Consider the following 12,488-nt stretch of genomic DNA (forward strand, 5'->3'; position numbering starts at 1 on the left):
GACGCTATCCGGGGGAGATTTCTCGGGTGTGTCCGCAGATTTCGCGGGTATTAAGGCTCTCACGGATCCGACAAGGATCCGACCAGATCGGCATGATCCTCTGACGGATCGTCTGAGACCCTGTTCAGGCCTCACAGGACGGCCCGGCCCCTCCCACGGGCGCGGCTCAGCGCAGGCAGCCGGCGTCGCTCACCCGGCGCCGCCGGCGCGGCTCAGCCGAGGTCCTTGAAGGAGAGGTCGGCGGCGGAGGCGGCATCGCGCGGAACGAGAGCGAAGCGGGTGAAGCCCGCGGCGGCCGCGCGGTCCAGCAGCGGGGTGAGGTTCTTCGCCCGGCGCTCGAGGCGCACGCGCGAGCCCCGGGCGATCAGCTCCTGCTTGAGCGCGAGCAGCAGCTCGGGCGCCGCGTCGCGCTCGTGGACGAGGACGACGGCGTCGGGGCGCTCGACGACGGCACCGCCGATCAGTTCGACGATCCGCTCGAAGCCGATCGAGAAGCCGCAGGCCGGCACGTCCTGACCGAGGAAGCGGCCGATCATCCCGTCGTACCGCCCGCCTCCGCCGACCGAGGAGCCCGAGGACGGGTGCGCGATCTCGAAGATCGTGCCGGTGTAGTAGCCCATGCCCCGCACGAGCGTCGGGTCGAAGCGGAGCGAGACGCCGGCGGGCAGCGAGCGCAGCGACCGGGCCAGCGTCTCGAGCGCGAGCACCGCCTCCGGGTCGATGCCCTCGGGCAGCACGTCGAGGATCGCGGACTGCTCGAGCGCCACTCCCCCGGCGGCGACCGCCTGCTCGATCCGCGCGAGGTAGCCCCCGAGGACCGCGGCCGCGTCCGGCCCGTCGGCCTCCAGCTCGGCGACGACTCCGGCGGCGCCGATCTTGTCGAGCTTGTCGATCGAGATCAGCGCCGGGCCGAAGCGCTCGGTGGCGAAGCCGCAGTGCTCGAGGATTCCGGTGAGGATGCGGCGGTCGTTGATGCGGATGGTGCAGTCCTCGAGGCCCAGGGCGTCGAGCGCCGCCGCGGTCGCCGTGATGAGCTCGACCTCGGCCAGCTGCCCGGGCTCGCCGATGATGTCGATGTCGCACTGCACGAACTGGCGGTACCGCCCCTTCTGCGGGCGCTCGGCGCGCCACACCGGCGCGATCTGCACCGAGCGGAAGACGGCCGGCAGCTCGGCGCGGTGCGAGGCGTAGAAGCGGGCGAGAGGCACCGTGAGGTCGAAGCGCAGGCCGAGGTCGGCGAGGGCGGACGCGTCGTCGACCGCCGCCAGGTCGTCGCGGGTGAGCCCGCGGCGCAGGACGCTGAAGGCGAGCTTCTCGTTGTCGCCGCCGAGCCCGGAGTGGAGGCGGTCGAAGTCCTCGACCACGGGCGTCTCGATCTCGTCGAACCCGTGGGAGGCGTACACGCGGCGGATGACGCCGAGCGCGTGCTCGCGCTTCGCCTTGTCGGCGGGGAGGAAGTCGCGCATGCCGCGGGGCGGGGTGATCGGGGAGGCCATGACGGCGATTCTCCCAGATCGGCCGGGGCGGGCCGGCGGACGCCTCAGTCCGCGCGCCGCTCCTGCTCCACCGCGCGGATCTCGTCCTGCAGGTCGCGCGTCGCCGTGCGGAGCGCGCGCTCGGCGTCGAGCCCCTGGGCGCGGGCGGAGGCGACGATGGCCAGCAGCAGCGGGCCGAGGTCCTCCTCCGACTCGATGGGCAGAGGGCCCTGGCCGGCGTCCACGACGCCCAGCGAGGTCGCCTTGCCGATCACCTTGTCGGCGAGCGCGAGGGCGGGCATGCCCTGCGGGATCCCGTCGAGCACGCTGGTGCGGTGCGGCTTCTCGGTGCGCTTGAGCTCGTCCCACACCGCGATGACGTCGTCGGCCGTCTCGGCCGTGGCGTCGCCGAAGACGTGCGGGTGGCGGCCGATCATCTTGGCGTTCATGTGCGCCGCGACGTCCTCGATGGTGAAGGGCTCGGCGCTCTCGGCCGCCAGGTCGGCGTGGAAGAGCACCTGGTAGAGGACGTCGCCGAGCTCCTCGATCAGGTCGGCCCGGTCCCCCGCCTCGATGGCGTCGACGAGCTCGTGCGACTCCTCGATCAGGTAGCGCACGAGCGACTCGTGGGTCTGCTCGGCGTCCCACGGGCAGCCGCCCGGGGCGCGGAGGACGTGGACGGTGCGGATGAGCTCGTCGAGCCGGGGATGCGCGGTCACCCCGCCATCCTCGCATCCGGTCCGGCCGCCGCCGCGGACATCCGGGCGGCGCGGGCGCCCGGGAGCCTCAGGCCCGCGCGAGACGCCGCCGCGCGACGAGGAGGCAGCCGCCGGCGACGAGCGGCACCGCGGTGAGGAGCCCGGGTGACGCCGCGACGGACACCGCGGTCGAGGCGCTGACCAGTGCACCCGCCAGGTTCCAGAGGACCACCGCGACTCCCGCGCCGTCCCCGATCGGGAGCGGCACCGGGCTGAGCAGCTGCGGCGGCAGCGGACCCCGGGTCGCGTCCATCGCCCGCGCGGCGACTCCGGCGACGGCGGTCGCGGCGGCCACCGGCACCGCCGCGCCCGGGAGCAGCAGCGAGGCGGCGAGGGCGCCGAGCACCGCGACTCCGACCGCGAGCACCAGAGGGAGCACGGCGTGCAGGAGGAGCAGCTCGAACGGACCGGGGGCGAGGAGCGCCGGCTGCCCCGCGGTCGCGGCGGCGTGGCGGAAGCCGTCGCTCCAGACGCCGGCGCCGAGGTAGGCGAGCACGCCCGCCGCGGCGGCCGGGAGTGCGAGGAGGGAGGACGGCACGACCGCGGCGAGCACGGCGGCGGCGCCGGCAACGGCCAGGGCGACGACCGCGACCGCTGAGCGGCCGGGAGTGCGCAGCGCGCCGATCGCGTCGCGCACCGGCACCGCGAGGGCGAACGGGGAGAGGCGGACCGCTCGGAGCCCCCGCCCGATCGCCGGGAGGGCGCGGTACCCGTCGAGCGACTCGGCGAGGTCGCCCGTCGCTCCGAGCCGGGTGGTCGCCGACCACTGCCGGGCCTGGGCGAGGAGGCGAGGCCCGCGCGCGGCGTCGAGCAGCCGGGGCGCCGCGGCCAGGAGGACCGCGGCCGACGCGAGCAGCACGGTCGCGGCGCGCACCTCCTCCGCTCCGCTCACGGCTGAGGCGAGGAGGCCGCCCGGCGTGGGCGCACCGGGCAGGAGGGCCCCGAGGACCGCGAGGGAGGCGAGGAGGCCCGCCGCGAGCGCGGGGAGGCGCGAGGGGAGGCACTGACCGGCGAGCCAGGCGACGGCGAGGAGGCCGGCGAACGCGGCGCCGCCGGCGACGGCCGCGAGGAGCGGCGCGGAGGCGGCGAGGGCGAGGAGCGACGCGACGGCGGAGCAGCACGCCACGAGACCGGCCGACGCCCGGACCACGGGTCGGCGGAGCACCGACCAGCGGCGCAGATCGGTCGCGAGCAGCACGGCCGTGGTGTGCGGCTCGCCCACCGCGGGTCCGCGCACCCGGCCCAGGAGCACGGCGGCGGGCAGGGCGAGACCCGCGGCGAGGGCGATCAGCGGCTCCGGCGCGGCTCCCGCCTCGGCGGCGAGGAGCGCGAGGGCCCGGGCGACGGGGAGGACGACGACGAGGACGGTCATCGCGGCGAGGTAGCCCGCGTAGGCGCGCGGACTCGGCGGAGCCGCGGCGCGGTGCCGGTGCAGAGCCCGCACCTCGGCGACGCGGGCCCCCTCCGCGCGCGTCACGCCCGCTCCAGCTCGACGACCCGCGCGCCCAGACCCTCGATCAGCACAGGGCTGTGGGTCGCGACGACGAGTGCCCGGGACGCGGCTTCGCGCCGCAGGACCTCCGCGACCAGCGGCACCCGCTCGACGTCGAGCCGCTGCTCCGGCTCGTCGAGCAGCAGCACCGCGGAGGGACGGGCCAGCACGAGCGCGAGGGAGAACAGCTGCGTCTGCCCGGAGGAGAGCTCGTGCGGGAAGCGGCGGGCGAGCGGAGCGAGCGCGAGCGCGTCGAGACCAGCTGCGGCCTCGCGGCGGGCGTCGGCGACCGGCGCCCCCCACGAGACGGCCACCATCGCGAGGTGCTCCTCGAGGGTCAGGTCCCGCTCGAAGGGCGGGGTGCCGATCACGGCGGCGACGGCGCGGCGGTGGGCGGCGGAGCGCTCCTCCGGGGCGCGCCCGGCCACCGCCACGACTCCCTCGCTCGGAGCGGTGAGGCCGGCGATCACCCGCAGGAGCGTGGTCTTGCCGGTGCCGTTGCGGCCCGTCACCGCGACGCCCTCCCCCGCCTCCACCTCGAGCGAGCACGGGGCGAGCAGCACGACCCCCGAGGCGCGCACCGCGACCCCGCGGACGGCGACCAGCGGGCCGGCGAGCGGCTCCGGCTCACGGGGACGTCGGGCGGCGAGGAGCGGCATGCCCTCCATCCTGCCAGCGGGCCCTCCCGCAGCGGCGACGGCCGCCGGAGCGGAGCGGCGCTCCACCGGGGAGCGCCGCCCCGAGGACCTCAGACGGTGACCGGCTCCGGGAACAGCGCGTCCAGGAGCGACGCCACCCACTGGATGAGCGCCCGGTCGCCGAGCGGGACGCCGTCGAGCACGGGCATCGGCACGACGACCGCGTCGGCCTGCTGCAGGTACTTCGCGGTCGGGTACATCCGGCGCAGGCGCACCTGGATCGAGTCGGGCAGGTGAGCGGGAGCCACGCGGACGTTCGAGCCCATCGCGACCACGTCGCTGAGGCCCGCCTTCTGCGCGCGCATCCGCAGCCTCGACACCAGGATGAGGTTCTCGACCGCCTCGGGCAGCTCACCGTAGCGGTCGGTCAGCTCCTCGACCACGAGGTCGATGCTCCCCTCCTTCGCCGTCGGCGACGACGCGGCCGACAGCTTCTGGTACGCCTCCAGGCGCAGCCGCTCGCTGTCGACGTACTCCTCCGGGATGCGCGCGTCGACGGGCAGCTCGAGCCGCAGCTCCGTCTGCCCCTCGGCGACCTCGCCGCGGAAGGTGTCGACGGCCTCGCCGATCATCCGCAGGTAGAGGTCGAATCCCACGCCCTGGATGTGCCCGGACTGCTCGCCGCCGAGGAGGTTGCCCGCACCGCGGATCTCGAGGTCCTTCAGCGCGATCTGCATGCCGCCGCCGAGGTCCGAGTTGGCGGCCAGGGTCTGCAGCCGGTCGTGCGCGGTCTCGCTCAGCGGCTTCGTCTCGTCGTAGAGGAGGTAGGCGTAGGCGCGCTCGCGGCCGCGGCCGACCCGCCCGCGCAGCTGGTGCAGCTGCGAGAGACCGTACTTGTCGGCGCGGTCGACGATCAGCGTGTTGGCGTTCGGGATGTCGAGGCCGGTCTCGACGATCGTCGTCGACACCAGGACGTCGAACTTGCGCTCCCAGAAGTCGACGATGATCCGCTCGAGCTGCGACTCGCTGAGCTTGCCGTGCGCGACCGCGATCCGCGCCTCGGGCACCAGCTCGGCGAGCTGCGAGGCGACGCGGTTGATCGTCGAGACGCGGTTGTGCACGAAGAACACCTGGCCCTCGCGCAGGAGCTCCCGGCGGATCGCGGCCGACACCTGCTTCTCGGAGTAAGGGCCGACGAAGGTGAGGATCGGGTGGCGCTCCTCCGGCGGGGTCGCGAGGGTCGACATCTCGCGGATGCCGGTCACCGCCATCTCGAGCGTCCGCGGGATGGGCGTGGCGCTCATCGAGAGGATGTCGACGTTCTTCTTCAGCGCCTTGAGCTTGTCCTTGTGCTCGACGCCGAAGCGCTGCTCCTCGTCGATCACGAGCAGGCCGAGGTCCTTGAAGACGATGTTGTCGCTGAGGAGCCGGTGGGTCGCGATGACCATGTCGACGGTGCCGTCGGCCAGGCCCTCGATCGTCTCCTTCGACTCCTTCGCGCTCTGGAACCGGCTGAGCGCCCGCAGGTGGACGGGGAAGCCGGCGAAGCGCTCCTGGAACGTCTCGAGGTGCTGGCGGACGAGCAGCGTGGTCGGCACGAGCATCGCGACCTGCTTCCCGTCCTGGATCGCCTTGAACGCGGCGCGCACGGCGACCTCGGTCTTGCCGAAGCCGACGTCGCCCGAGAGCAGGCGGTCCATCGGGATCGGCCGCTCCATGTCGGCCTTGACCTCGTCGATGACGGTGAGCTGGTCGGGGGTCTCGGCGAACGGGAACGCCTCCTCCAGCTCGCGCTGCCAGGGGGTGTCCGGCGGGAACGCGTGCCCGCGGGAGGCCATCCGGGCGGAGTAGAGCTTCACGAGCTCGACCGCGATGTCGCGGACCGCGCGGCGGGCCTTGCTCTTGGCCTGCGCCCAGTCGCTCCCGCCCATCTTGCTCAGCGCCGGAGCCTCGCCGCCGACGTAGCGGGAGAGCAGGTCGAGCTGGTCCGTGGGGACGAGCAGCTTGTCGCCCGGGAAGCCGCGCTTGCTGGGAGCGTACTCGAGCACCAGGTACTCGCGGCGGGTCTTGATCGCGTTGCGGCCCCCGCTGGAGACCTCGCGCTGAGAGAGCTCCACGAACCGGCCGATGCCGTGGGTGGCGTGCACCACGAAGTCGCCGGGCGTGAGCTGCAGCGGGTCGACGACGTTCTTGCGGCGCGAGGCGAGCTTCTTCACCGCTCGGGAGTCGTAGCCGACGGTGCGGCCGTAGAACTCCGTGTCGGTGAGCAGGGCGAGCTTCGCCTCCTCCACCTCGAAGCCGTGATCGACGGAGGCCTGCACCACGTAGGCGAGGCCCGTCTCGAGCCCGGCGGGGAGGTCGGCGACGATGCGGGCGGCGACCTCGTGCTCGGCGAGGACCTGGTCGGTGCGCTCGACCGTGCCGGTGCCGGGCGCGGTCAGGACCACGGTCCAGCCGTCGGCCAGGCGCGCGCGGACGTGGGCGAGGGCGCCCTCGACGCTCGCTCCGAAGCCGGGGACCGGCTCGCCCTCGACCCGGACGGCGAGGATCTCGTCGATCCCGAGCTCCTCCGGCAGCACCTCGGCCTCGCCCGCGGCGGGGCCCTGGCGGAACGTGCTCATCGTCCACCACGGGTGGTCGGGAGCGTCGGCGCCCGGGGCGCTGAGCTTCACGGAGTCGCGGAGCGCGCCGAGCGAGATGAACTCGCCCGAGGCGAGGTCGATGGGGGCCTCGGCGCCGGCGGTCGCCGCGCTCCAGGCCGCCTGCAGGAACTCGCGGTTCGTCTCGGCGAGGCTGATCGCCCGCGTCGCCACGCGCTCGGGGGCGAGGACCGCGACGGCCGCACCCTCGGGGAGGTAGTGCGAGATCGGGACCAGCCGCTCCAGCAGCGCGGGGGCGAGCGACTCCATCCCCTCGACCGGGATGCCCTCGGCGATCTTGGCGAGCATCGCCGACAGGCTCGGGAACTCGTGCAGCATCTCGCGGGCCCGCTGCCGCACCGCGGGCACCAGCAGCAGCTCGCGGCTCGGCGGGAGGACCACCGAGTCGGCCTCGCCCGGGAGCGAGCGCTGATCGGCCACGGAGAAGCCGCGGATGGAGTCGACCTCGTCGCCGAAGAAGTCCACTCGGCTCGGATGCTCGGCCACCGCCGGGAAGACGTCGAGGATGCCGCCGCGCACGGCGAACTCGCCGCGGCGCGTGACCATGTCGACCCGGGCGTAGGCCAGGTCGACCAGCTCGGAGGAGATGCGGCCGAGGTCGTAACCGCGGGCGCCCTTCACGAGTCGGATCGGCTCGATGTCGGCGAGGTTGTCGGCGACCGGCTGCAGCGCCGCGCGCACGGAGGCGACCACTACGAGGGGCCGCTCGCCCGACCACTGCTTCATCCGCCGCAGCGCGTCCAGGCGCCGCCCCACGATCTCGGCGCTCGGGCTGAGGCGCTCGTGCGGCAGCGTCTCCCAGGCCGGGAACTCGACGACGTCCGCGTCCGGCAGCATGCAGCCGAGGGAGGCGCGCACGTTCTCGGAGTCGCGGCCCGTGGCCGTGACCACCAGCGCCGCCTGCGGGCGTCCCGCCTCCGCGCGCCTCTCGATCAGGCCCGCGAGCAGGGGGACCCGGAGGCCGTCGGCCACCGAGAAGTCGGCGTCCCGCACCGCGTACGCGAGAGCATCGTCGAACGTGGAGGCGCGCGACAGCGCCGAGATGATCTCGTTGAGGGGCACGGGTCCAGTTTACGGCCGCCCCGCGGGCCGACCGCCGAGGGAACCCCGAACCGTCGAGGGAGCCCGGGGCTGCGGTCTCCCTCGCCGTCCAGGGTTCCCTCGGTGGAGGGCGGGTCAGGCGCTGGTGTGGAACTTCAGCTGGGCGGCGGAGAGGCCGGAGTCGGCGATGAGCTCGACGGCGTCGGCGGCGTCCGAGACCAGGATCGGGAGCGCCTCGCGCTCCGGGCCGGCGAAGTCCTTCAGCACGAAGTCGGCGGCCTGCTGGCGGCCCGGCGGGCGGCCGATGCCGACCCGCACGCGCAGGAACTCGGCTCCTCCGGTCGCCGCGAGGATGTCGCGGATGCCGTTGTGCCCTCCGTGACCGCCGCCCTGCTTGAGGCGCAGGGTGTCGAAGGGGATGTCGAGCTCGTCGTGCACGACGATCAGGTGCGCCGGGTCGACCGAGTAGAAGTCGAGCAGCTGCGCCGTCGGCCCGCCGGAGAGGTTCATGAAGCTGTTGGGCTTGCCCAGCACGAGCTTCGGTCCGCCCGGGCGGAGGAAGCCCTCGGCGACCACGGCGTTGGCGCGGTTGTGCCGGCGGAACGAGCCGCCGATCCGCGTCGCGAGCTCGTCGAGCACCATCTGGCCGACGTTGTGCCGGTTGCGCGCGTACTGCGCGCCCGGGTTGCCCAGTCCGACGACCAGCCAGGTGTCACCCATGTCGTTCCTCTTCCTCGGGGGCGGCGGGGGGGGTCCCCGCCGGACGCGGAACGGGCCCGCCGCGGCTGCGAGCGGGCCCGTTCCCGGGGTGGTGCGGACTACTCCGCGGTCTCGGCGACGACGTCGCCCGAGGCCGGGCTCTCGTCGTCCTCGCCCAGGTCCTGCTCGACCTCGGCGGTGACGTTGACGATGAGCACCTCGGCGTCGGTGACCAGCGTGGCGCCCTCGGGGAGCGTGACGTCGGCGGCGGTGATCTGCGTGCCGGCCTCGAGGCCCTCGACGGAGACGACGATGTTCTGCGGGATGCGCGTGGCGTCGACCTCGAGCGAGAGGGTGTTCGACTCGATCGAGACGAGGGTGCCGGGAGCGGCGTCGCCCTCGACGTGCACGGGGATGTCCACCTCGACCTTCTCGCCCTTGTTGATGACGACGAGGTCGATGTGCTCGATGATCTGGCGCACCGGGTCGCGCTGGATGTCCTTCACCAGCGTGGTCTGCGCGGCGCCCTCGATGTCGAGCTCGAGGATCGCGTTCGCCTTGCGGGTGAGCAGGAGCACCTGGTGGCCCGGGAGGGTGAGGTGCTGGGGCTCGGTGCCGTGGCCGTAGAGGACCGCGGGGATCTTGTCCTGCGCGCGGATCTTGCGGGCGGCGCCCTTGCCGAACGAGGTGCGGACCTCGACGACGACCTTGTTGGTCAGTTCAGCCATGATGTTCTCCTTGGGCGGCGCGCACGCCACCGGATCGGGTCGTGGCCTGCGGCCACGGACGGTTTGTCGACTCGAACGCATGTCAGCGTGAGGAGAAGTCCGTGGCGCCCCGTGGGGGCCTCGCCTGCTTCCACCGCGTCGATCACGGATGCACGTGCATCCCTCGCCGAAGTTCAGCTGCCGATCCTACCCGGCATCGCGGCCGCCCGCCAGCAGGCGGTCGCGCCGCCGGACTCGGAGCCGGACGTCCAGGCGGACCGCCTACCGTGCGGGTATGACGAGCGACGACTTCGGCTCCTACGTCGAGAAGAACGGCTTCCACCGCGACACGAACTACATCCCGACGCGGATCACCGCCGACGGCCGCGACGGGTACCCGGTGGAGGCCGGGCGCTACCGCCTCGTGGTCTCCCGCGCCTGCCCGTGGGCGAACCGCGCCGTGATCGTGCGGCGCCTGCTCGGTCTCGAGGACGCCCTCTCGATGGGCATCTGCGGGCCCACGCACGACAAGCGCAGCTGGACCTTCGACCTCGATCCGGGCGGGGTCGACCCGGTGCTGGGCATCCCCCGCCTCCAGGACGCGTTCTTCGCCCGCTTCCCCGACTACCCGCGCGGGATCACCGTCCCGGCCCTCGTGGACATCCCGAGCGGCCAGGTCGTCACCAACGACTACCCGGTGATGACGCTCGACTTCTCCACCGAGTGGTCCGCGTTCCACCGCGACGGCGCCCCCGACCTCTACCCTGAGGAGCACCGCGAGGAGATCGACGAGATCGCCGAGCTGGTCTTCCACGACGTGAACAACGGCGTCTACAAGTGCGGCTTCGCCGGGTCGCAGCGCTCCTACGAGCGGGCCTACGACCGCCTCTGGGCGCGGCTGGACTGGCTGGAGGAGCGGCTGAGCACCCGCCGCTACCTGGTCGGCGACACCATCACCGAGGCGGACGTGCGGCTCTTCACGACGCTCGCCCGCTTCGACGCGATCTACTACAGCCACTTCAAGGCCAACCGGAACCTGCTGTCGGCGATGCCCGCGCTCTGGGGCTACGCCCGCGACCTCTTCGCCACTCCGGGGTTCGGCGACACGATCGACTTCACCCACATCAAGTCGCACTACTACGAGGTGCAGCGGGACATCAATCCGACCGGCGTCGTCCCCAAGGGCCCGGACCTCTCCGGCTGGCTCGTCCCCTCGCGCCGCGAGGAGCTCGGCGGCCGCCCGTTCGGCGACGGCACTCCCCCGCCGCCGCCGATCCCGTCGGAGCGCGTCCCCCTCGGCCACGGCGCCTGACCGGCTCCGGTCGCGGTCGTCGCGGCGCGCGCAAGACCGTGCGCGCGCCGCACGACCGATGTGCAGCCGGGAGACGGCTCGGACCCGGGCTCCCCGGAGCGACCCGGGGCTAGCCTGGGCTCGCCCCTGAACGCGAACGTCGAGGAGAACCGTGTCTGACAAGCCCACCGCCACAGCCAACATCGGAGTCGTCGGTCTGGCGGTGATGGGCTCGAACCTCGCCCGCAACCTCGCCAGCCGCGAGGGCAACACGGTCGCGGTGTTCAACCGCTCCTACGGCCGCACCGAGACCCTCATCACGGAGCACCCGGAGGCGGGCTTCGTCGCGTCCGAGACCATCGAGGACTTCGCCGCCTCGCTCGCCACCCCGCGCACCGCGATCATCATGGTCCAGGCCGGCCGCGGCACCGACGCCGTGATCGAGCAGCTGACGAAGGTCTTCGAGCCCGGCGACATCATCGTCGACGGCGGCAACGCGCTCTTCACCGACACCATCCGCCGCGAGAAGGCCGTCCGCGAGACCGGCATCCACTTCGTCGGCACCGGCATCTCCGGCGGCGAGGAGGGCGCGCTCAAGGGCCCGTCGATCATGCCCGGCGGCTCGGTCGAGTCCTACAGGACGCTCGGCCCGATCCTCTCGTCGATCGCCGCGGTCGCCGAGGGCGAGCCCTGCGTCACCCACATCGGCACCGACGGCGCCGGCCACTTCGTCAAGATGATCCACAACGGCATCGAGTACGCCGACATGCAGCTCATCGCCGAGGCGTACGACCTGCTCCGCACCGTCGGCGGGCACGAGCCCGCGGCCATCGCCGAGGTCTTCGACGCCTGGAACAAGGGCGACCTCGAGTCGTACCTCATCGAGATCACCGCCGAGGTGCTCCGCCAGGTCGACGCCGACACCGGCAACCCCTTCATCGACGTCGTCCTCGACCAGGCCGGCTCGAAGGGCACCGGCGTCTGGACCGTGCAGAACGCGCTCGACCTCGGCGTCCCCGTCGGCGGCATCGCCGAGGCCGTCTTCGCCCGTGCCGTGTCCTCCCACCCCGAGCAGCGCGAGGCCGTGCAGGCCCGCGTCACCTCGCGCCCGACCCCGGTCGAGAAGTACGAGGGCTTCGAGGACGACGTGCGCGCCGCGCTCTACGCCTCCAAGGTCGTCGCCTACTCGCAGGGCTTCGACGCGATCATCGCCGGGGCCGAGAAGTACGGCTGGGAGATCGACAAGGGCGCGGTCGCCAAGATCTGGCGCGCGGGCTGCATCATCCGCGCCCAGTTCCTCAACCGCATCGTCGACGCCTACGACGAGAACGCCGGCATCACGACCCTCCTCGAGGACCCGTACTTCGCCGAGGCCGTCGCCAACGGCGAGGCCGCCTGGCGCCGCATCGTCTCGACCGCCGCGCTCTCGGGCGTGCCGATCCCCGGCTTCGGCGCCGCGCTGTCGTACTACGACTCGCTCGCCTCCAAGCGCCTCCCGGCCGCTCTCGTGCAGGGCCAGCGCGACTTCTTCGGAGCGCACACCTACAAGCGCGTCGACAAGGAGGGCACCTTCCACACGCTGTGGTCGGGTGACCGCACCGAGGTCGAGCAGGACCCCTCCACGCACTGACCCGCGTCGCACGGGAAGGCGCCCCCGCCCGCAGGATCCACGGATCCTCGGTCGGGGGCGCCTTGCTCGTCGCGGAGGGAGCTCCCCCGTCGTCAGC

General features: G+C 73.3%; 9 protein-coding genes. 2 read left to right on the top strand and 7 right to left on the bottom strand.

The genetic code is table 11. The features are described 5' to 3' along the window. Window positions 1-212: 212 nt before the first annotated feature. The 7 genes from hisS to C5C37_RS01100 all read right to left on the bottom strand — a co-directional run bounded on the left by hisS (window position 213) and on the right by C5C37_RS01100 (window position 9,491). Window positions 213-1,496, bottom strand: coding sequence for a histidine--tRNA ligase (hisS, locus tag C5C37_RS01070; protein ID WP_104288218.1), 1,284 nt, complete (start codon window positions 1,494-1,496; stop codon window positions 213-215). Between the two features lie 44 nt (window positions 1,497-1,540). Next, complete coding sequence (locus tag C5C37_RS01075) at window positions 1,541-2,194, bottom strand: MazG family protein (protein ID WP_104222356.1); 654 nt, start codon at window positions 2,192-2,194, stop codon at window positions 1,541-1,543. Window positions 2,195-2,261: 67 nt separating this feature from the next. Further along, window positions 2,262-3,710: a hypothetical protein gene (locus C5C37_RS01080; protein WP_104338285.1), complete on the bottom strand. Its 1,449-nt coding sequence runs from the start codon at window positions 3,708-3,710 to the stop codon at window positions 2,262-2,264. Next, window positions 3,707-4,384, bottom strand: coding sequence for an ATP-binding cassette domain-containing protein (locus C5C37_RS01085; protein ID WP_104338286.1), 678 nt, complete (start codon window positions 4,382-4,384; stop codon window positions 3,707-3,709). Before C5C37_RS01085 ends, C5C37_RS01080 begins: the two co-directional genes overlap by 4 nt. 89 nt (window positions 4,385-4,473) lie before the next feature. After that, a complete protein-coding gene (gene mfd / locus C5C37_RS01090; RefSeq protein WP_104262852.1) occupies window positions 4,474-8,085 on the bottom strand; it encodes a transcription-repair coupling factor in 3,612 nt (1,203 codons plus the stop codon). A gap of 114 nt (window positions 8,086-8,199) precedes the next feature. Next, complete coding sequence (gene pth, locus C5C37_RS01095; protein ID WP_104233681.1) at window positions 8,200-8,784, bottom strand: aminoacyl-tRNA hydrolase; 585 nt, start codon at window positions 8,782-8,784, stop codon at window positions 8,200-8,202. Between the two features lie 98 nt (window positions 8,785-8,882). After that, window positions 8,883-9,491, bottom strand: a complete 609-nt coding sequence (locus C5C37_RS01100; protein ID WP_104338287.1) for a 50S ribosomal protein L25/general stress protein Ctc — start codon at window positions 9,489-9,491, stop codon at window positions 8,883-8,885. Between the two features lie 274 nt (window positions 9,492-9,765). On the opposite strand from C5C37_RS01100, the gene C5C37_RS01105 reads away from it, so the two are divergent. Next, a complete protein-coding gene (locus C5C37_RS01105) occupies window positions 9,766-10,782 on the top strand; it encodes a glutathione S-transferase family protein (RefSeq protein WP_104338288.1) in 1,017 nt (338 codons plus the stop codon). A 151-nt stretch (window positions 10,783-10,933) separates the two neighbouring features. Next, window positions 10,934-12,391 carry an NADP-dependent phosphogluconate dehydrogenase gene (gndA, locus tag C5C37_RS01110; RefSeq protein ID WP_104233684.1) on the top strand — a complete coding sequence of 486 codons (1,458 nt, stop codon included), beginning with the start codon at window positions 10,934-10,936 and terminating at the stop codon, window positions 12,389-12,391. Window positions 12,392-12,488 lie beyond the last annotated feature (97 nt).

The sequence above is a fragment of the Rathayibacter sp. AY1F9 genome (assembly GCF_002932155.1).
In the GTDB taxonomy this organism is placed as follows: domain Bacteria; phylum Actinomycetota; class Actinomycetes; order Actinomycetales; family Microbacteriaceae; genus Rathayibacter.

Bases quoted from the DNA above. Each gene is read 5' to 3' on its own strand.
- hisS (WP_104288218.1), bottom strand. From the start codon at position 1,496: ATGGCCTCCCCGATCACCCCGCCCCGCGGCATGCGCGACTTCCTCCCC.
- C5C37_RS01085 (WP_104338286.1), bottom strand. From the start codon at position 4,384: ATGCCGCTCCTCGCCGCCCGACGTCCCCGTGAGCCGGAGCCGCTCGCC.
- pth (WP_104233681.1), bottom strand. From the start codon at position 8,784: ATGGGTGACACCTGGCTGGTCGTCGGACTGGGCAACCCGGGCGCGCAG.
- C5C37_RS01100 (WP_104338287.1), bottom strand. From the start codon at position 9,491: ATGGCTGAACTGACCAACAAGGTCGTCGTCGAGGTCCGCACCTCGTTC.
- C5C37_RS01105 (WP_104338288.1), top strand. From the start codon at position 9,766: ATGACGAGCGACGACTTCGGCTCCTACGTCGAGAAGAACGGCTTCCAC.